The organism is Ascidiaceihabitans donghaensis, from assembly GCF_900302465.1.
Taxonomy (GTDB): domain Bacteria; phylum Pseudomonadota; class Alphaproteobacteria; order Rhodobacterales; family Rhodobacteraceae; genus Ascidiaceihabitans; species Ascidiaceihabitans donghaensis.
Map to the genome: position 1 here is coordinate 72,292 of NZ_OMOR01000002.1, position 20,062 is coordinate 92,353.

The window sequence follows — 20,062 nt, forward strand, 5'->3', positions numbered from 1 at the left end:
CTGTTGCCTCGTCATAACACGGCAAATCTGTGCAGAGGAAATCTAATGTTAAGTTTCGCTCTTTAGGTCTTGTGGCAACGGTATCGGAGTTTGCGGAAAAAAATATGGTTGTTTTGGAAGATATTTCTGCTGGCTCCGGCACGAATGCGCGGTTTTTGGGGGTGCGTTTTGGGCTCGGTTAAAGCGATGGAATGGCAGGGACCTGAATGGGAGCTAAGCCAAAGCGACTTTGAATATGTTTCGGATTTGGCACGGGCAAAATTCGGGCTGGATTTGTCAGATGCCAAGCGGTCATTGATTTATTCCCGGTTGGCCAAACGTATGAAGGCGTTGGAATACACAGAGTTTTCACAGTATTTGACGCGATTGAACGGCCCTGACGCAAAGATCGAGATGGGCGAATTGCTGTCTGTTCTGACAACAAACATCACGCATTTCTTTCGTGAAGAACATCATTTTCACACTTTGGAAACCAAAGTGCTACCACAGCTGATCGAAGCGGCCCGTGCGGGGGGGCGCGTGCGTTTGTGGTCAGCGGGGTGTTCTTCGGGGCAAGAACCCTTTTCGATGGCAATGGTTGTTTTGAATATGTTTCCTGACGTCGCAAAATATGACTTCAAAATTCTGGCAACAGATATTGACCCGGTCGTTGTTCAGTCGGGCATGCGTGCGACCTATTCTAAGTCCGAATTGGATGGATTGCCCAAAGAATTACGCGACAAGTTTATGAAGCAAGAACCGGGTCTGAAAAAAGGGTTGCGCGTTACACAAAACGTGCAGGATCTGGTGACCTTCCGTATCTTGAACCTGATCGAACCCTTACCCATGCATGGTCCGTTTGATGCGGTGTTTTGCCGGAATGTAACGATCTATTTCGACAAAGCGACACAAGCCAACGTCTGGGATCAGATATGCAAGGTCATGCGCAGCGGTGCTTATCTTTTCATTGGTCATTCGGAACGCATTTCAGGACCGGCGACCAGGAGCATGAAGAAGGAAGGGTTCACAACCCTGCGCAAAGAATGAAGGGGCGTTGGGGATTGCATCGGCATGTCGCTCATCTGGAACGGTGCGCTGATAAACTTTGCCTTAGCGACTTAAACAATAGAATGAGTGAAGAACATGTCTTCGCATGAAATGAAGCGCCAAAGCGTAATCCAGGGCGAATGTTACGTCACAAACGATCCGTTTGTTCAATATGCAACGGTTCTTGGGTCGTGCATTGCCGTATGCTTGTACGAACCCGACGCTATGGTGGGTGGCATGAACCATTTCTTGCTGCCTGGCAGTTTGGAAGACGCGACAGGGGACATGAAATACGGCGTGTATTCAATGGAGTTGTTGATCAACGGGTTGCTAAAACTTGGTGCTGATCGTTTCAAACTTGAAGCCAAGATTTTTGGAGGAAGCCATATCAGTGCTTCCTCACATCAGATTGGGCTAAAAAACCAGATATTCACTAAAGAATTCCTGTGCCGGGAAGGAATCCCTTGCATTGCCGAAAATCTTGGGGGGCCTTACGCGCGGAAATTGCAGTTTATTCCAACCACCGGAAAGGTGCGCCACTTGCTGATCCCGGCCAACGAATCCCCCAAAGACGAAGCGGTCAAACCCATCACGCAGGGCGGAATTTCCTCGGTTGAGCTATTTTAAGAAAAGGAAGGCTTGATAGGGGGGCGCTGAAAGCTGTTTTGCACTCAGCTGTTGTGTCGAACACCGCTATGTTCAGCCCCGTGTGGCATGGCGCATTCTTTTCTAGATTTGAAAACCAGTCGCGTTTGGAAAATCCTATCTGTCCCATAAATCGACAATTAATTTGAGTTGTTGAGATCCTACATTTCAGAAAACGCAAAATGCGTTTTCGAGTTCCTGTGTTTGAGGAATATGGTTTGTGGCCTGTCCCCCCGATGTGACAAGACCAGCCTAACCCAGACAACGCATGGAGCAGACTATGGCCCGCGACTATTTGAAGAAAGCCACCATGACGGCCCAATCGGGGTCTGACGAAGTGCGCGAAACCGTCATGAATATTCTTGCGGATATTGAGGCAGGCGGCGATGAGGCCGCATTGAAATATGCAGCTAAGTTCGACAATTACGAAGGCCCGGTCCTGTTAAGTGCTGATGAAATTGCCGCGGCCTCTGCCAAAGTGCCACAAAAGCTAAAAGACGACATCGCGTTTGCGCATAGCAATGTGCAACGGTTTGCGGAATTGCAAAAATCCACCATGACAGATGTGGAAACCGAAATCGTCCCCGGTTTGATTGCCGGACAAAAGGCGATCCCGGTGCGCGCGGCGGGCTGCTATGTGCCGGGCGGGCGTTACAGCCACATCGCCTCCGCAATTATGACGGTGACCACGGCCAAAGTCGCGGGTTGCGAAAACATCGTTGCGTGTTCCCCACCCCGCCCCAATGAAGGCATCGCACCCGCGATTATCTACGCAGCCCATTTGGCGGGCGCCACGCAAATTTTGTCGATGGGGGGCGTGCAAGGCATCGCGGCCATGACCTTTGGATTGTTTGGCCTGCCCAAAGCGGACATCCTTGTGGGCCCGGGCAACCAATTCGTGGCCGAAGCCAAGCGTTTTCTTTTTGGACGTGTGGGCATTGATATGGTTGCGGGTCCAACCGATAGCCTGATTTTGGCAGATGCCACAGCTGACGCGCATATCGTGGCAACGGATTTGGTGTCTCAGGCGGAACACGGATACAATTCGCCAGTTTGGTTGGTGACGGATGACCGCGCGTTGGCCGAAAAAGTGATGGGCATGGTCCCGGACATGATCGCCGATTTGCCAGAGTTGAACCGCATGAACGCAGAAGCGGCTTGGCGCGACTATGCCGAAGTTATCCTGTGCGCAGACCGTGAAGAAATGGCCGCCTGTTCCGATGACTACGCGCCAGAGCACCTGACCGTTCAGGCCGAAGATCTCGATTGGTGGTTGGATCGCCTACAATGCTACGGATCGCTGTTCTTGGGCGAAGAAACCACTGTGTCTTATGGCGACAAGGCCTCTGGCACGAACCACGTTTTGCCGACCTCAAGCTCTGCCAAATACACCGGCGGGCTAAGCGTGCACAAATACATGAAGATCGTCACATGGCAGCGCGGCACCCAAGAAGGCACCAAGGATGTGGCCATCGCAACGGCCCGAATTTCGCGCCTTGAGGGGATGGAAGGCCACGCCCGCGCCGCGGATGTGCGTCTGGCCAAATACTTCCCCGGCGAAAACTTCGACCTGACGGCGGCAGAGTAAACTCTGTCTGCCAACTTCCATTTTCACCCCGCACACGAGGAGTAACTCACGTGTCTATCAGTTCCAAAATCGTGGATGATTTCGTCGCCAATGGCGTCGAATTTGTCACGACCGTGCCTTGCAAACAGCTGGCTGGCGTTATCGACGAAGTCGACGCGCGCCCCGAGATTTTCCACATCCCCTCCAACAAAGAAGACGAGGGCATGGGGTTGTGCGCAGGTGCCTTCATGGGCGGCAAACGCCCTGCCATCATCATGCAGAACACGGCGATTGGTGTCACGATCAACACGCTGGCGACGCTGACACAGTATTATCGCATGCCTTTGCCGATGCTGATTTCCTATCGCGGTGAATTGCGCGAACCTGTGGCCTGCCAAGTTGAAATGGCAGTCCATACCAAGGCGCTGCTAAACCAGATGAACATCCCCACGTACCACTTCCACAAGGAAAGTGACGCGGACGAATTGGATGCGATCCTGAAATACACCTTCATGTGCAACAAACCTGTGGCGATCCTGACGGATGCGTCCTTTTGGGGAGGCTACGGCGACCAATGATCCGTTCTGAAATCCTGCGCGAGATCGCGCCTATCCTTCGTGACCAACTGGTCGTTTGCAACATCGGTCTGCCCAGCCAAGAGCTGCATATGATCGACGACAATGCGAAAAACTTCTACATGCTTGGGACCATGGGGTTGTCGTCCTCCATCGGCCTTGGACTGGCTTTGGCGCAAGACAAAACCGTTATCTCCATCGACGGCGACGGATCGGTCCTGACCAACCTTGGCACGTTGCCAACCATCGCCAACAACGTGGCCGACAACTACATTCTGATGATCATCGACAACGGATCATATGGGTCTACGGGCGATCAGCCGACCTATGCTGGCAAGAAAACCAAGCTGGAAAATGTCGCCGCCGCCTGTGGCTGCGAAAACGTCGTGACCGTGCAAGACGTGGACGCTGGCAAAGCGTTGCAAGCAGCCATCCACAGCAAGAAAATGACGATCATCGTGGTGAAATGCGACAGCGGCAACATCAAGCTGCCCGTGATCACCATGGACCCGGTTGTGATCCGCGACCGTTTTATGAAAGCCGTCGCAAGCTAAGGTTTAGGGTGCGCGGGGAAACCTTCGCGCACCTGACCCCGCGAACTCGACCAGAGTATGGTCGCAGCCGATCAGGGCCGTTTCGATCAACTCGGCGATAAGCACCCAATCCCCGCCCGCAAGTCCGGCCCCGATCATCGGGTAACCTATGCGACTGTTTGGAAAACGGGTGGCAATGTCTTCAAAGCAGGATTTGATCGCATCGTTATCTGCTTTGCGCCCGCGAATGCTTCGGGGAACGTTGCTGCGATACCTTTTGCAATACCCGCTCCCATCGTGTGAAAGCAATTGCAGCCATGCACAATAACATCACCACATTTTTTTATAGAGGGCCACAATTTCGTCTTCGCTGGGCACACGCGGGTTGTTCTGTGGTGAACCTGACGCCAACGCTTGGCGTGCCATCAAATGCAACATGTCATCGTCTGCCTCATGGCCCAACTGGCTGGGTGAAGGCACTTTCAAATCCGCGTTCAGCGCTTTTAAGGAACGCACCAGTTTGTCGCATGCGGTGGCGTCTGAATCTGACGCTTCGGCGAACCCCATAACGCGTGCGGCTTCGGCGTAGCGGGCCGGGGCGGCCTGTACCGAAAACGCAGTCACCACAGGCAAAAGCATGGCGTTGCTGAGCCCATGGGCCACATGAAAATGCGCACCGATAGGACGGCTCATGCCATGAACCAGTGCAACAGAGGCATTTGAAAACGCCATGCCCGCCTGTGATGCTGCCAGCATCAACGCCTCGCGCGCAGTGGCGTTTGTCGGGTCATTGCACGCGGTGCGTAGTTGGGTTGCGATCAGCGGCATCGCGGACAGGGCGAAGGCGTCGGTGTAGGCATGGGCGCGTTTGCTGACATAGGCTTCAAGTGCATGGGTGAGGCTGTCGATGCCTGTGTCTGCGGTGATGCGTGCGGGTTTGGTGGTGGTAAATTGCCAGTCGATTAATGCCGCTGTGCCCACGCACGCCAGTCCCGACAGGTTGTACTTTTCAGGGGCGCCAGTGTCCGTGATTACACACCACCGCGTCAGTTCTGATCCGGTGCCGCCAGTGGTTGGCACGCAGATCACGGGCAAACCGCAACGGTCAATTTGCCTTGGCGCTTTGTAGTCGCGCACATGGCCCGGGTTGACCGACATAAAGGAAATCGCCTTGGCTGTGTCCATTGGACTGCCGCCGCCAAACCCGATGATACAATCGTAATCGCCCGCGTTCAGGGCCGCGATCCCCGCGTCAACGCAGGTGTCGGTCGGATCCTCGATCACCCCGTCAAACAGCCCGTACGGCAGATTTGCGGCATCAAGTATGTCACAGAGCCTTTGCACATGGCCAAGTGAAACCAACCCTTTGTCCGTGATGATCAAAGGGCGTGACACAGCCATTTGCATCATCACCTCTGGCAGTTCCTGCACGACCCCACCGCCGATGCGGATGATGCGGGGGGATTGGATACGGACGAAGGTTTGCATGGTAAGTGTCGCTTTGGCTTGGGTCTGGTTTGATGCCCAAAGGGACGATTGTGCCGCCCCTTTGATGCAGTTTGGATCAGTCGATGAAGATGACGTCGCCGTCAGCAGGATCATTCAACACGGCGCGTCCTGTGACACCATCGTGAACAAGATAGCATCCGTTGACAGCAAAGGATTCTTTGTAGTGCGGTTTGCCGTCCGTATATGTCACCTTTTCCAGCCGTAGCCATTTGGGGGCTGAATCCCCGGTCACATATTCGATTTTGGCGGTCTCGCCGTTGACGATCACCAATGCTTTGTCGCCCAGTTCTTCGTCTTTTGAGGCCGTGAAGCCGTAGGACCAGACATTCGCTGACTTATTGTAAATGTGGCGGGTGCAGTCGGCAAAGGCCGCACCTGAAAGCAGTGACAGGGCAAGAAATGCAGTGCCGGATAATGCCGGCACAGTGCGAATCATAAATTTCATAAAATTGTTCTCCTATAAGGCAGAACAGTACCTGCGCCTTCCAAATTGAACAGGAAAAAAGCAGTTTGCGGCGTGGATCACTCTGCCGCGCGTTCCACCCCTTCGGCAATCGCTGTGCGCAAACGCTTTTCTAACGTGCGTTGTTTGTTTTCGGAATGGTATTTCAGCCCGAACATATCCTTCACGTAAAACGTATCGACCGCCTGTTCGCCATAAGTCGCGATCACAGCGTTGGCGATATAGACGTTTGACGCCGCCAGACTGCGGGTCAGGTCATGCAACAATCCGGGGCGGTCGCGGGTGTCGACTTCGATGATTGTATAAATCTCTGACCCTTCGTTGTCGAAGCTGATGTGCGTGGGCACGCGAAATGCCTTTTCGCGCTTTTTCACTTTGTCGCGGTCCACGATGGCGTCGCGTGTCACCACTTCGCCAGCCAAAGTGCGTTCAATCATTTTACGCAAGCGGGGCAGGCGGGCCGCGTCATAGGGTTGACCCTCTGCATCCTGAATCCAGAACGCATCTGTCACAAATCCGTCTTTGGTTGTGTAGCTGCGTGCATCGACAACATTGGCCCCCACAAGCGCCAAAGCACCGGTCAGACGTGCAAAGATGCCGGGGTGGTCGTGCATGACAAAACAAGCCCGCGTTGCGTCGCGGTCTTCGTCGGGATGCAGATCCATCAAGATCTCGTCGTTTGTCATGTTGCGCAGTAGCCCTGCAAACACCACATGCGCTGTCAGGTGCAATCCTTGCCAGTATGGGTCGTAATGTCGTGCTGTTTCGGCTTGTAAATCTTTGCGGGGCCAGTCGTGTAGCGCCGATCGCAATGCTTTTTTGGCCTCGGCGCCGCGGTTCTCGCGGTTTAGGGCCTCCATCCCGTTTTCAAGCGCGTTTTCGGTCTGGCGGTAAAGCGCCCGGATCAGAACCGCCTTCCAGTTGTTCCAGGTGTCGGGCCCAACGCCGCGAATGTCACAGACTGTCAGCACGCAAAGCAGCCCAAGCCGTTCTACTGTTTTTACTGCTTTGGCAAAGTCGCGTACGGTGCGCGGGTCAGCGATGTCGCGCTTTTGGGCCATATCGGACATGAGCAAATGGTAGCGCACCAGCCATTCGACAGTGTCCACGTCTTCTTGTTTCAGGCCAAGGCGGGGGGCTACCTTGCGCACGATTTGGGCGCCCAGGATAGAATGATCTTCGGGGCGTCCTTTGCCGATATCATGCAGCAGCATTGCCACATAAAGCACTTTGCGGTTCACGCCCTGCTCAAGGATGGACGAGGCCACAGGCAGCTCTTCTTCCAGCTCTCCGCGTTCGATCATCGCAAGGTTGGCGATGCATTGGATTGTGTGTTCGTCCACTGTGTAGCTGTGGTACATGTTGAATTGCATCATCGCCACGATGTGTTCGAATTCCGGGATGAAAGCGGCAAGTACGCCCAATTCGTTCATGCGCCGCAATGCGCGTTCGGGGTTGCCGTGCTTAAGCATCAGATCAAGGAAAATACGCCGTGCTTCAGGCGTGTTGCGCATGTCGTCATCGATCAGGTCCAGATTGGATTTGACCAACCGCATCGCATCAGGATGGATCAGCATACCTGTGCGCAGGGCTTCTTCAAAAATGCGCAACAGGTTGATCTTGTTCGACAAGAATTCATCTTCGCGGGCGATGGCCAAGCGGTTGTGAATAACCTCGTACCCGGTTTTGACCTTGGGTTTACGTTTGAAAATACGTTCAAGCAGAGGTTCGGCTTTGACGTGCATGGCTTCGAGTTTGGTCAGGAAAATGCGGGTCAGATCGCCTACTTCGGTGGCATGAATAAAGAAGGCTTGCATAAAGACTTCGACGCCACGCCGCCCGCCGGTGTCTTTGTACCCCATGGCTTCGGCGACCATCACCTGCATATCGAATGTCAGTTGTTCGGTGGCGCGGTTGGTCAGCAAATGCAGATGGCTGCGGACCGCCCAAAGAAAATCTTCTGCGGCCACAAAGCCTTTGAATTCGTCTTGCGTAAATACGTTTTTGGACACCAGATCGGCCGCGTCCTGAACCCCGTGGATGTGTTTGGCGATCCAGAACAAAGACTGCAAATCGCGCAAACCGCCTTTGCCTTCTTTTACATTGGGCTCAACCACATAGCGCTGCCCTTGCTTTTCATGCCGTTTGTCGCGCTCGGCCAATTTGGCTTCGATGAACTTTGGGCCAGCGGCCGCCGTAAACAGATCGGCCCACAGCTTACTTTCCAGATCGTCTGCCAGACCCGCGTCCCCAATCACAAAACGATGTTCCAGCATGGCGGTGCAAATGGTTGCATCTTCTGATCCCAAGCGGATGCAATCGGTGATCGTGCGGCTTGAATGGCCAACTTTAAGCTTCAGGTCCCACAGCAGATACAACATGTTTTCGATGGTTGTCTCTGCCCAGGCGGTCATTTTGTAGGGCGTAAGAAACAACAAATCGACGTCGGAAAACGGGGCCATTTCACCGCGCCCATACCCGCCCACGGCAATCACGGACAAGCGTTCCCCCGATGTCGGGTTCGGGTTGGGGTTCATGTGGCCTGCAATGTCAAAAGCCGCCGCCACAAGCTGATCCGTCAGGTATGTGTAGCTGCGGGTCAGGGGGCGGGCCGCAAAGGGTTTGTTTTGGAACGCGGCCTTGATGGCAGCGCGGGCCTGCTTTTGGGTGTCTTGCAGCCAAGCCAGCATTGTGGCCCGCAGGTCTTTGGTTTGCAGGGCCGCGCTTAGCGTTGCCTGAAACGCTGCCTGATTGAATATCGTGTCTGCAGGGCAGATCAAATCCGTAGATGGGTTCATAAATGATCTGCCCTGAAGAAATGTACCGACTTAGGAACCGCCGCCGGAAAAGCCGCGCGGCGCTTGGTCTAGGATGACCACTTTGTTTTCGCGAATGCTGGCCACAGCCAAACCGCGTTCATTTGTGCCATCGGACCGCAGACGGAAAATACCCGTGGCCCCCTGGAACCCTGCGCCTTGGGTCAACGCACCGGCACCCAACGGGTTGGACCGCGACCCGCTGACCAAAGCGCCCACTGCCGCGATTCCGTCAAAGGAAAGGCCCGCAATTGGGTGAGGGGCTTTGCCGTAAGCGCCTTCGTATTTTGCGCGGAAGGCGTTGGCACGGGCTGGATCAGGCAAAGCGAACCAGCCGCCTTGCACACCAGGCAACGCCAGCGTCTGGGCGGGAATGTCCCATCGCGTCAGACCGATGTATTGTGTTGTGGCCGGGCGCACACCGGCTTCGGGCAAAAGCTGCGTGATCAAAGGCAATGCGGATGCTGTGTTAGAGGTCATGAAAACCGCGTTGGCCCCGCCATTGTCCACGGCTGCTTTGATGCGTGGAATGGCCGCGACAACGCCTTCCTGACTTAAAGGATAGTCAACGCTGGCAGCCAAAGTGGCTCCGGATCGGCTGATCGCATTCTGGATGGCGTTACGTCCCAACTGTCCGGCAACATCCTGCGCACTAACCACCACGATGCGGTCTTTTCCTTGGGATTTTGCGTAGCTGACAAGGCGGTTTGCCGTGTTGTCGAAGGTTGGCCCAAGCACAAAGACGTTGCCGCCTGCGATGGTCGGGTTGTTGGAAAAGGCCAATACGTTGACGTTGCTGCCTGCCACCGCGACGCCCACGGCGTTTGCGGCCTCGGCATAAAGGGGGCCAAGAATGATCTGGGCGCCATCGCTGACGGCTTGTTTGGCTTGTGTCGCTGCTGTGCCTGCATTGCCTGCTGTGCCGTAAACACGCAGATTGATGTCCACACCTTCCAGATCACGGATCGCCAAACGGGCCGCATTTTCAAGGCTTTGTGCCAAAAGATCATCGCTTGCAGAGCCGCCCCCGCGTGGCACCAACAGCGCAACGGCGACAGGTTCGCCTTTTTTGACGCTGGGGCCCGAATTGCCGATAGAGCCAAGAGACAGGTCGTCACAAGCGGCCAGTCCCAAAGCGAAGATTGGCAAAGTGATGACGCGAGATACCCGTAGCATTGACTTGCGGGCGGATTGGAAAAGCGCGAACATTGGTGCAGTAACTCCCTTAAGGTGTGCGCCTTTTGTGGCGCAGCGATTTTGGTCGATAATAGACGTCATGAAAGGCGGGTCCAGCTTTGAATTTTCAAAAGGTTCCCCTTGCACCGGGGTTGTATTTCGTGGGTGTGCCGATTGGCTCAGCCCGCGATATCACGTTGCGGGCTTTGGATGTGTTGGCGTCGGCGGATGTGCTGGCGGCGGAAGACACGCGCAGCATGCGAAAACTGATGGATATTCACGGTGTGCCCTTGAACGGACGCCGCATCATAGCATTGCATGATCACACGGGGGAAAAGGTGGTGAACGGGCTGCTTGATGCCGTGAAACAAGGGCAATCGGTGGCCTATGCGTCTGAAGCAGGCATGCCATTGATCGCGGATCCCGGGTTTGAATTAAGCCGGGCTGCGGCGGATGCAGGTGTGATGCAAACCTGTGCGCCGGGCCCGTCCGCAGTCTTGACGGCTTTGGCTCTGGCTGGTTTGCCAACGGATGCTTTTTTCTTTGCAGGGTTTTTGCCGAATGCAAAAGGTGCGCGGTGTTCCGCCTTGGAAGGTCTGAAAGCCATTCGCGGAACACTGGCATTTTACGAATCGCCCAAACGCTTAGGGGCCACACTAAAAGATGCGGCGCGCGTCCTGGGGGACGGGCGCAAAGCCGTCGTGTGCCGCGAGCTTACAAAAAAGTTCGAAGAGGTGACGCGTGGCACGCTGGGCGAACTGGCCCAAGATTTCTCGGGGCGGTCGGTTAAGGGCGAAATCGTTTTGTTGGTCGATCGGGGTGATTTACAGATTGTTAGCGAAACAGACCTAGAAACAGCCTTGGGCGTTGCTTTGGGGCAGATGTCCATGCGCGATGCCGTCGATGCGGTGTCGGCCGCACATGATACGCCACGCCGCAAGGTGTACCAGTTGGCGTTGGATATGGGGAAAGACAGTTGAACAGACATTTCAGGGGAAAAACGGCCTATCATGCGGGTTTGTCCGCGGAAGATCGTATTTCCACTGACTATGAACGCCGCGGGTGTCCCGTCGCGCGTCGTCGCTGGCGGGGTGCCGCCGGTGAAATCGATCTGATTGCCCGTGACGGGGATGGCCTGATCTTTATCGAAGTCAAACAAAGCCGGTCTTTTGATCGGGCGGTGCAACGTGTCAGCCCCCGCCAGATGCAGCGCATTTATGCGGCCGCCGAAGAATTTTTGGCGGGTGAGCCGCGTGGCGCTTTGACGAATGTCCGCTTTGATGTCGCACTTGTGAATGGCCAAGGCGAGGTGCGGATCATTGAAAATGCCTTTGGACATGGCTGACCCATTGCACCGCTGCCATTGCTGCGCCATTTAAGGTGTTAGCAATATAAAGGTGCCGCATGAAAATCGCTTTCCAGATGGATCCAATTGCCGACGTCAATATTGACGCCGACAGCAGCTTTCGCTTGGCCGAAGAGGCGCAAGCCCGTGGTCACACGTTGTTCTTTTATGCGCCTGATCAGCTGGCCTATCAAGAAGGGCGCATGACAGCGCACGGTCATGATTTTACAGTCCAACGTGTGCAGGGTGACCATGCCCATCTTGGTCCGCTGCGCGAAGTGGATTTGACCGATTTTGACGTCGTCTGGCTGCGCCAAGACCCGCCATTCGATATGCATTACATCACGACAACGCATCTTCTGGATCGTTTGGCCCCTGATGTTCTGGTTGTGAATGACCCTTTCTGGGTGCGCAACTATCCCGAAAAGCTTCTTGTTCTGGATTTCCCCGACCTGACACCGCCCACCACCATTGCGCGGGATCTGGACACCATCAAGGCGTTTAAAGCCAAGCACGGCGATGTCATCCTGAAACCGCTTTATGGCAATGGCGGCGCGGGTGTATTTCGCCTGACGCCAGACGATCGCAATCTGAGTTCCCTGCATGAGCTATTTACTGGGTTCAGCCGCGAGCCTTTGATTGTGCAGAAATTTTTGCCCGATGTGTCCAATGGCGACAAACGTGTAATCTTGGTAGACGGTGAACCGGTCGGTGCCATCAACCGCGTGCCAGCTGCCGGTGAAACAAGGTCGAATATGCACGTCGGTGGCCGGCCTGAAAAAATTGGCCTGACAGACCGTGATCTGGAAATTTGTGCCCGCATTGGCTCGCTTTTGAAGGAAAAGGGTCAGGTGTTTGTCGGTATCGACGTCATCGGAGATTACCTGACAGAGATCAACGTGACCTCGCCCACCGGTATTCAGGAGCTGGAGCGTTTCGATGGTGTAAACATCGCCGCCAAGATTTGGGAGGCCATCGAGGCCAAGCGACCATGAGTTGGCAAAAGTCACTTTTGAACCCGTGGCTGCGCTGGACCGAACGTCCCCATATGGCGCGGGTTCAGGACCCAGAAAAACTGCGTCGATCCTTTGAAAACAAAGCGCGATTGTTTTTTCATGGACCGCGTGGAACCACTAAAGACTGGATGGATTGTGGGGGCGTAAAATCGCTGCACCTGTCTGGCCCATGGGTCAATGATGGCAGTGTGTTGTTGTATTTTCACGGCGGAGGCTATGTGTTTGGCAGCCCGCACACACATGCCGCGATGCTGGCACAACTGGCTGCGCGTGTGGGTGTTGAAGCCGTCTTGCCGCAGTATCCGTTGTCTCCGGAACATCCCTTTCCCGCTGCGTTGAATGCGGCGCATGCAGCCTATTCGGGTCTTTTGGAACAGGGCTATCGGACCGATCAGATTGTCATGGGCGGGGACAGTGCTGGCGGCAATCTGGTGTTGGCTTTGCTTGCGCAGCTTGTGCAAGAGGGTGCCGATCTGCCAGCCGGTGTGTTTGCTTTTTCGCCGCTGACCGATTTGGCGTATTCCGGGGCCAGTTTTTCTGTCAACGCAGCCCGCGACGTGGTTCTGCCGGCAGAGCGGGCGTTGGATATGATGCAGATGTTTTTGAACGCTCAAGATCCGTCTGATCCTTTGATCAGCCCTGTTCATGCCGATTTCACGGGTGCATGCCCTGTTTGGATGTGTGTTGGAGATACCGAAATTTTACTGGACGACACACGACGGATTGTGTCCGCCATGCAGCGCCAGGGTGTTGATGTTCAGATGCACATTGAACGTGATTTGCCCCATGTTTGGCCGCTGTTTCACAACATCTTGCCTGAAGGGCGGGCGACGCTGGATCAGTTGGCGGGGTGGATCAAGCCTCTGCTGCGCTTGCAAGGCGGAAGCTAACGGCTTCGGCAAGGTGGTTGGCGCGTACGGTTTCCGACCCGTCAAGGTCGGCGATGGTGCGTGCGACGCGCAAAACCCTGTGATACCCGCGCGCCGACAGCTTGAACCTTTCGGCGGCTTTTGTCAGCAGGTCGCGGCCCTCTGTGTCGAGTGTTGCGATGTCTGACAAGGCCTCGCCTGCGGCATCGGCATTCGAGCGCATGTCGGGCGTATCTTTAAACCTGTCCTGTTGCACCGCACGTGCCGTGGCCACCCGATCGCGGACGTCTTTGGAGCTGTCACCGCTGCTGGGTAAATCCAGATCGGTGAAGGCCACGGGCGGCACGTCGACCCGCATGTCAAACCGGTCCATCAGCGGTCCCGAAATGCGCCCCAGATAATCCTGACCACACATAGGCACCTTGGCGCATGCCCTGTCGGGATCTGTCAGGTAGCCACATTTGCACGGATTGGCCGCAGCCACCAACATGAACTTACAAGGATATTTCACATGGGCATTGGCCCGCGCGATCATCACTTCGCCTGTTTCAATCGGTTGTCGTAGTGTTTCCAGCACGGTTCGGGGGAATTCGGGAAACTCGTCCATGAACAACACACCATTGTGCGCCAAAGACACCTCGCCGGGTTTCGCCCCGCGCCCGCCGCCTATGATGGCCGCCATAGAGGCCGTATGGTGAGGTTCGCGGAAGGGTCGTGCTTTTGAGATACCCCCTGCGTCCAGCAAGCCGGACAGCGAATGAATCATGGATGTTTCCAACGCCTCCACCGGTGAAAGAGGTGGCAATATGCCGGGCAATCGCGCAGCGAGCATCGATTTGCCAGACCCGGGTGTGCCGACAAACATGATGTGGTGCCGTCCGGCGGCGGCAATTTCCAATGCCCGTTTGGCGCGTTCTTGCCCTTTCACGTCGCGCAGATCACGCAAAGAACCGGCTTGTGTTACTTCGCCCGGTTGCGCGGGGCTGATGGGGGCCTGTCCGGTGAAATGTCGTGTGACATCGCCCAGGGACGCGGCGGCGATGACTTGCGTGTTGCCCACCCATGCGGCTTCGGGACCGGAGGCTTTGGGGCAAAGCAGACCACGGTTTTGTTCGGCTGCGGCCATGGCAGCAGGCAATGCGCCGACCACAGGCACAAGAGTGCCATCCAACGACAACTCGCCCAAGGCAACAAAGCTTTCGGTGATGTCATGCGGAATGATCTCCAAGGCCGCCAGCAGCGCCATCGCAATTGGCAGATCAAAATGCGATCCTTCTTTGGGCAGATCGGCAGGCGACAGATTTATGGTGATCCGTTTGGAAGGCAACGCGATGGACATTGCCCCAAGGGCGGTGCGGACCCTGTCACGGGCTTCGGATACAGCCTTGTCAGGCAAGCCCACGATCGAAAAAGCAGGCATGCCGGGTGTCACAGCGCATTGCACTTCGACTTGGCGGGCTTCGACCCCTTGGAATGCCACAGTGTAGGCGCGAGAGACCATGGCCCCCTCCGGTTGCAACGTATGGTTAACGGCTAGCGAAGGGGGGTTTAAGATTGGTTAACGCGTGCCGCATGCGGCGAACATTCTGTGTGCTATACCGGCCAGTCTTTTGTGGGCACGCCCATGTCGTAGGGGAACGGGTCATATGTGACCTCTTGCCCCAATGCCCGCCATGCCTTAAAGGCGCTGTCATTCAAAACGGTCATGCAATAGTTGCGCGCCGCGTCCGACACGGGCAAATCGTAGCCTACAATACGCGCGGCCACAGGCGCGAACATGGCATCCGCAATGGAATAAGCCCCAAACAGCCAAGGCCCGTCGCTTTTGAAACGGCTTGCATGGGCCCATAGAACCTCGATCCGGTCCAGATCCGATTGCAACGCGGCGTCCACCGCAAAGCCCACATTCACATGTTGCAACTGCATCGGGCATTGGCCGCGAATTGCCCCGAAACTGGACGCCATTTCGGCGCTGATCCAACGGGCTGTGGCCCGTGCTGCTGCATCCTTTGGCCACATATGTGCATCAGGGTTTTGTTCAGCCAAGGTTTCCGCCATAGCAAGGCTTTCACCAACCACTGTTCCATCTGCCAGTCGCAAAGTTGGCACCAGTTTTGCAGGGGCAAGGTGGGCCATTTCATCGGCCATCGTGCCAGCATACAGCCCCACCAAATGTGTGTTAAAATCCAGCCCGAATTTTTCGAGCATCAGCCAGCCGCGCAGCGACCAGGACGAAAAGGTGCGATCACCGATATACAAATCATAAGTCATGGGCCAAAGCGTAATCCGGTCTCGACACATCGCGCAAACAGCGTTTTGTGCGCAGCTTCATCACAAGAGGTGATTGATCCGCGTCACCCGGTCTTGGGGGCGTGTCCAATCAATGGTGGTCACAGACAGGTTGTCGATTTTATGCCCCAGCACCTGTTGGGCCGAAATGCCCATCGCCTGTTGCACTTGTGTCAGGATCGCTCCGAAATGCGCCACGGCGATGATGTGCCTGCCCGGATTTTGCTGTGCGATGTGCTGCACAGCGGTATGCACCCTATGGGCTGCGTCGTTCCAGCTTTCGCCGCCCGGTGGGGTCGCATCACCCGGTGTTTCCCAATACGTGCGGCTGAGTGTCGGATGCCGATCTGAAATATCTGAAAAATGTACCCCGTCCCATGACCCGAAATGCAATTCACGCAATCCGGCCGCATGTGGCAGCCGCTGACGATTTGCGGCCACTGCGTCTGCGGTATCGATGCAACGCATCAAATCGGAACTGATGACCAATGCGTCTTCTGGCAGCGCATCGCACACCCGCTTTAATTGATCTGCGTCAGACAAATCCGCTGGAACGTCCCGCCATCCGACAAACGTCTTTTGATGCGTTGGCCCATGCCGGACCCAGTGCCACGTTGTTGTGTGAAGTAAGCTCATGGCAGGGTTCCTTTCAGGACATTGGGCAGTCCAGCGACCACTTGCACCACCAATGAAGCTTGAGAGGCCAAAGCGATGTTCAAACGCCCCTGTGCTTCTCGAAAGCGGCGCGACAACGCGTTGTCGGGCACAATGCCCTGACCCACTTCGTTAGACACAATCACACATGGGGCGGTACATGCGGCCAGTGCTGTTCGCAGGCTGTGCTCCGCGTCGGCCAGATCATGTTCTTCCAGCAAGTGGTTGGTCAGCCACATGGTGGCACAATCGATCAAAACACAATCGTTCGCGGTGACGTCCTGCAATGCAGGCGCAATATCGAAGGGGGCATCAATGCTACGCCACCTCTCATCCCGCCGCGCTTGATGAACATCAACACGTTTTTTCGTCTCATCGTCCCAGATGCGTGAAGTGGCCACATAAACAGGGGATAACCGACTGTTTAGGATAAGGTTTTCCGCGAAGACCGACTTGCCCGAGGCAGCGCCGCCTAGGATGAAAGACAATGGAGGCAACATTTTTTCCAACTTTGTGGTGAACCAAACCGTGGATGACTGCGTATCTCTATCAACTGCGCAGAACAAGCGCACTGATTAGGGGGATGCCACGATGGCTTTAGATACAGCAAGAGACATGACCTTGTCGCGGGTGGCCATGAAGGCCGAACTGTTGGATGCAGACACGGAACTACGGCTGGCATATGCGTGGCGCGACGAGCGATGCGAAAAGTCACTGCACCGCCTGATCACGGCCTACATGCGGCTGGCGATTTCGATGGCCTCCAAGTTCAAACGCTACGGCGCCCCCATGAACGATCTGATTCAGGAAGCGGGCCTTGGTCTTATGAAAGCGGCCGAAAAATTCGACCCCGACCGGGGCGTGCGGTTTTCAACCTATGCAGTGTGGTGGATCAAAGCGTCCATTCAAGACTATGTGATGCGGAACTGGTCTATGGTGCGCACAGGATCGACATCGTCGCAAAAGTCCCTGTTCTTTAACATGCGCCGTGTTCAAGCGCGGCTGGAAAGGGAAAGTGCTTCAGCCGGTGCACCTTTGGACAAACATCAGCTGCGCCAGATGATCTCTACGGAAATTGGTGTGCCGTTGCACGATGTTGAAATGATGGAAGGGCGTTTGTCCGGCTCTGACTATTCGTTGAATGCCACCCAGTCCGTTGAAGACGAGGGGCGCGAATGGATTGATGCGTTGGAAGACGACAGCGCCCAAGCCGCCGAGGTCGTTGAACACGAACACGACACGGAACAATTGCGGGCTTGGTTGTTGGACGCCATGAACGGATTGAACGAACGCGAACGTTTTATCGTGCGCGAACGCAAGCTGCGGGACACGCCGCGTACGTTGGAAAGTCTGGGAACAGAGCTGTCCCTGTCCAAAGAACGGGTCCGCCAGTTGGAAGCCGCCGCTTTTGGAAAAATGCGTAAAGCGCTGGAAAGTCAAAGCAAGGAAGTGCATCACTTCCTACTATGAGCCTAGTATTGAAAATCGCATTTGCACTGGCCGTCCTGACAGGGGCGGCTTTTGCGTCTGAAGAACGCCTTGCATGGGGCATTCAGCAGGATGTGCTGATTATTGGCGAATTGCATGACAATCACGATCACCACCAGCGGCAAGAGGCTGCGATCAGGGATTTGGCCCCCAAAGCAGTTGTGTTCGAGATGCTGACGCCAAGCGAAGGTGAGGCTTTGCGCGATGTGGCCCGAGACGAAACTGCGATGAAGGCCGCGACACTGGATTTTCATTGGTCCAACATTGCGGACTATGCCAGTGTTCTGGCAAACAGCGATGTCATCATAGGGGCGGCCGTCGAACGCGACGCTATTATGCAATCGTTTTCAGAGGGGGCTGCGGCAGTTTTTGGACCCGATGCTGATAAATACGGCCTGACAAGCCAATTGAATGAAACAGAATTGCAAACCCGCATGACACTCCAGTTCAAAGCACATTGCGACGCGATGCCGATGGACATGATGGGTGGCATGGTCGAGGCACAGCGACTGAAAGACGCTGTGTTTGCGCGGGTGGTGGTCAAAGCGTTGGAAACACACGGAAGCCCGGTGGTTTTGATCACAGGGAACGGACACGCGCGAATGGATTGGGGGGTGCCGGTCTACCTTGAAAAGGCTGACCCGAAGTTGAGGGTTCACAGCATTGGCCAAGGCGAAGACGACAGCGCGCCGCAAGGGGTGTTCAGTCAAGTGGTCTTCAGCCCTCAGGCTGTCCGTGACGCAGACCCTTGCGCGGCCTTTCAATAACCCTGTCATTGTCCTAAAAAATCCCGGGGTCTGGGGCAGCGCCCCAGCTGGCACTGGCACAAACCAAACACACAGCATATGTTTGATCGGAACGGTTCAATACCCTCAGGAAAGCCAGCCTATGCTACGTGACAAAAAAATCCTGCTTATCATCAGCGGCGGCATCGCGGCGTATAAAAGCCTTGATCTGATACGTCGCTTGTCCGAACGCGGGGCGGTTGTGACACCTGTCATGACCAAATCTGCCGAAGAATTTGTGACGCCGTTGTCGGTTTCTGCTTTAAGCGGATCAAAGCTGTACCGCGATCTTTTTGATCTGACGGAAGAAGCTGAAATGGGTCATATCCAACTGTCACGCAGCGCAGACATTGTGCTTGTGGCTCCCGCGACTGCGGATTTGATGGCGAAGATGGCGCATGGCATTGCGAACGATCTGGCATCGACCCTTTTGCTGGCCACAGACACGCCTGTGACGATTGCCCCCGCCATGAATGTGCGGATGTGGCAGCACCCTGCAACACAACGCAATATTGAAACGCTTAAAGGCGATGGCGTCAGTTTTGTTGGTCCAAACGATGGCGATATGGCCTGCGGTGAATTTGGACCGGGCCGTATGGCAGAGCCATTGGAAATTGTCGCGGCCCTAGAGGCACAGCTTGGCGATGGGCCTTTGACGGGCAAACATATTCTGGTGACATCTGGGCCGACCCACGAACCCATTGATCCTGTGCGCTATATTGCCAACCGATCGTCGGGCGCACAGGGCACGGCATTGGCGCAGGCGTTAACGGCGCTTGGGGCCGAGGTCACGTTTGTGACGGGCCCCGCAGATGTTGCGCCACCCGAAAATGTCAAAGTGGTGCCTGTTCAAACGGCACAACAGATGCTTGAGGCTGTGCAAACTGCATTGCCGGCTGATGCTGCAATATTCGCAGCTGCTGTCGCAGACTGGCATGTGCAGGGGGCCAGCGATCGCAAGCTGAAGAAATCCAAAGATGGTCTGCCAACACTCAGCTTTGCCGAAAACCCCGATATTCTGGCCACGGTTGCTCAGATGAAGACAGGACGTCCGCAGCTGGTTGTGGGCTTTGCCGCCGAAACCAATGACGTGCAAGCCAATGCCACCGCAAAGCGCAAACGCAAAGCATGCGACTGGATTGTGGCCAATGATGTGTCACCTGAAACGGGCATTATGGGGGGGGCTGAAAATGCGGTGCATGTGATTGACGACGCAGGCATCGAAGACTGGCCTCGAATGTCCAAGGCAGATGTCGCGACCAAATTGGCCGCCCGCATCGCGCAGGCACTTGCATCGTGACGGTTG

21 protein-coding genes are annotated in these 20,062 nt (G+C 55.5%); 12 read left to right on the top strand and 9 right to left on the bottom strand.

Annotated elements, in window-relative coordinates; all coding sequences use genetic code 11:
* Positions 1-168: 168 nt before the first annotated feature.
* The 5 genes from ASD8599_RS18915 to comE all read left to right on the top strand — a co-directional run bounded on the left by ASD8599_RS18915 (position 169) and on the right by comE (position 4,367).
* Positions 169-1,026, top strand: coding sequence for a CheR family methyltransferase (locus ASD8599_RS18915; protein WP_245926163.1), 858 nt, complete (start codon positions 169-171; stop codon positions 1,024-1,026).
* A 237-nt stretch (positions 1,027-1,263) separates the two neighbouring features.
* Positions 1,264-1,653 (top strand): chemotaxis protein CheD, encoded by a 390-nt coding sequence (locus ASD8599_RS20330; RefSeq protein ID WP_281261568.1) that lies wholly within the window; start codon positions 1,264-1,266, stop codon positions 1,651-1,653.
* Positions 1,654-1,951: 298 nt separating this feature from the next.
* Entirely contained in the window at positions 1,952-3,259 is a 1,308-nt protein-coding gene (gene hisD, locus ASD8599_RS18925) for a histidinol dehydrogenase (protein WP_108830339.1), read from the top strand.
* A 50-nt stretch (positions 3,260-3,309) separates the two neighbouring features.
* Positions 3,310-3,816, top strand: a complete 507-nt coding sequence (gene comD, locus ASD8599_RS18930; protein WP_108830340.1) for a sulfopyruvate decarboxylase subunit alpha — start codon at positions 3,310-3,312, stop codon at positions 3,814-3,816.
* Entirely contained in the window at positions 3,813-4,367 is a 555-nt protein-coding gene (gene comE, locus ASD8599_RS18935) for a sulfopyruvate decarboxylase subunit beta (protein WP_108830341.1), read from the top strand. The genes comD and comE overlap by 4 nt, the downstream gene beginning before the upstream one ends.
* A 3-nt stretch (positions 4,368-4,370) precedes the next feature.
* Here comE and ASD8599_RS20510 read toward each other — a convergent pair whose 3' ends face one another.
* From ASD8599_RS20510 to ASD8599_RS18960, 5 genes are all read right to left on the bottom strand, one after another.
* Positions 4,371-4,505: a macro domain-containing protein gene (locus ASD8599_RS20510; protein ID WP_281261567.1), complete on the bottom strand. Its 135-nt coding sequence runs from the start codon at positions 4,503-4,505 to the stop codon at positions 4,371-4,373.
* 171 nt (positions 4,506-4,676) lie between these two features.
* Positions 4,677-5,948 (bottom strand): iron-containing alcohol dehydrogenase, encoded by a 1,272-nt coding sequence (locus ASD8599_RS18945; protein WP_245926164.1) that lies wholly within the window; start codon positions 5,946-5,948, stop codon positions 4,677-4,679.
* On the bottom strand, positions 5,911-6,300 hold the full coding sequence (locus ASD8599_RS18950; protein WP_108830342.1) for a hypothetical protein: 390 nt from the start codon (positions 6,298-6,300) through the stop codon (positions 5,911-5,913). The genes ASD8599_RS18945 and ASD8599_RS18950 overlap by 38 nt, the downstream gene beginning before the upstream one ends.
* A gap of 77 nt (positions 6,301-6,377) precedes the next feature.
* Positions 6,378-9,116: a [protein-PII] uridylyltransferase gene (locus ASD8599_RS18955; protein ID WP_108830343.1), complete on the bottom strand. Its 2,739-nt coding sequence runs from the start codon at positions 9,114-9,116 to the stop codon at positions 6,378-6,380.
* 30 nt (positions 9,117-9,146) lie between these two features.
* Positions 9,147-10,343 carry a penicillin-binding protein activator gene (locus ASD8599_RS18960; RefSeq protein ID WP_108830344.1) on the bottom strand — a complete coding sequence of 399 codons (1,197 nt, stop codon included), beginning with the start codon at positions 10,341-10,343 and terminating at the stop codon, positions 9,147-9,149.
* 86 nt (positions 10,344-10,429) lie between these two features.
* On the opposite strand from ASD8599_RS18960, the gene rsmI reads away from it, so the two are divergent.
* The 4 genes from rsmI to ASD8599_RS18980 are packed head-to-tail and all read left to right on the top strand — an operon-like array spanning position 10,430 to position 13,561.
* The gene (gene rsmI, locus ASD8599_RS18965) at positions 10,430-11,290 is read left to right on the top strand and encodes a 16S rRNA (cytidine(1402)-2'-O)-methyltransferase (RefSeq protein WP_108830345.1); all 861 of its coding nucleotides are present in this window, start codon (positions 10,430-10,432) and stop codon (positions 11,288-11,290) included.
* Positions 11,287-11,655, top strand: coding sequence for a YraN family protein (locus ASD8599_RS18970; protein ID WP_108830346.1), 369 nt, complete (start codon positions 11,287-11,289; stop codon positions 11,653-11,655). Before rsmI ends, ASD8599_RS18970 begins: the two co-directional genes overlap by 4 nt.
* 59 nt (positions 11,656-11,714) lie before the next feature.
* Entirely contained in the window at positions 11,715-12,650 is a 936-nt protein-coding gene (gshB, locus tag ASD8599_RS18975; RefSeq protein ID WP_108830347.1) for a glutathione synthase, read from the top strand.
* Entirely contained in the window at positions 12,647-13,561 is a 915-nt protein-coding gene (locus ASD8599_RS18980) for an alpha/beta hydrolase (RefSeq protein ID WP_108830348.1), read from the top strand. The genes gshB and ASD8599_RS18980 overlap by 4 nt, the downstream gene beginning before the upstream one ends.
* Here ASD8599_RS18980 and ASD8599_RS18985 read toward each other — a convergent pair.
* From ASD8599_RS18985 to cobU, 4 genes are all read right to left on the bottom strand, one after another.
* A complete protein-coding gene (locus ASD8599_RS18985) occupies positions 13,527-15,041 on the bottom strand; it encodes a YifB family Mg chelatase-like AAA ATPase (RefSeq protein ID WP_108830349.1) in 1,515 nt (504 codons plus the stop codon). The genes ASD8599_RS18980 and ASD8599_RS18985 overlap by 35 nt on opposite strands.
* A gap of 92 nt (positions 15,042-15,133) precedes the next feature.
* The gene (locus tag ASD8599_RS18990; protein WP_108830350.1) at positions 15,134-15,811 is read right to left on the bottom strand and encodes a glutathione S-transferase; all 678 of its coding nucleotides are present in this window, start codon (positions 15,809-15,811) and stop codon (positions 15,134-15,136) included.
* Positions 15,812-15,871: 60 nt separating this feature from the next.
* On the bottom strand, positions 15,872-16,465 hold the full coding sequence (locus ASD8599_RS18995) for a histidine phosphatase family protein (protein WP_108830351.1): 594 nt from the start codon (positions 16,463-16,465) through the stop codon (positions 15,872-15,874).
* Entirely contained in the window at positions 16,462-16,983 is a 522-nt protein-coding gene (gene cobU, locus ASD8599_RS19000; RefSeq protein ID WP_108830352.1) for a bifunctional adenosylcobinamide kinase/adenosylcobinamide-phosphate guanylyltransferase, read from the bottom strand. The genes ASD8599_RS18995 and cobU overlap by 4 nt, the downstream gene beginning before the upstream one ends.
* Positions 16,984-17,074: 91 nt before the next feature.
* Here cobU and ASD8599_RS19005 point away from each other — a divergent pair, with 91 nt between their 5' ends.
* The 3 genes from ASD8599_RS19005 (at position 17,075) to coaBC (ending at position 20,056) form a co-directional block, all read left to right on the top strand.
* Entirely contained in the window at positions 17,075-17,953 is an 879-nt protein-coding gene (locus tag ASD8599_RS19005; protein WP_108830353.1) for an RNA polymerase factor sigma-32, read from the top strand.
* Positions 17,954-17,961: 8 nt separating this feature from the next.
* Positions 17,962-18,738, top strand: a complete 777-nt coding sequence (locus tag ASD8599_RS19010; protein ID WP_181364567.1) for a ChaN family lipoprotein — start codon at positions 17,962-17,964, stop codon at positions 18,736-18,738.
* A gap of 121 nt (positions 18,739-18,859) precedes the next feature.
* Entirely contained in the window at positions 18,860-20,056 is a 1,197-nt protein-coding gene (gene coaBC, locus ASD8599_RS19015) for a bifunctional phosphopantothenoylcysteine decarboxylase/phosphopantothenate--cysteine ligase CoaBC (protein WP_108830355.1), read from the top strand.
* The last annotated feature ends 6 nt before the right edge of the window (positions 20,057-20,062 follow it).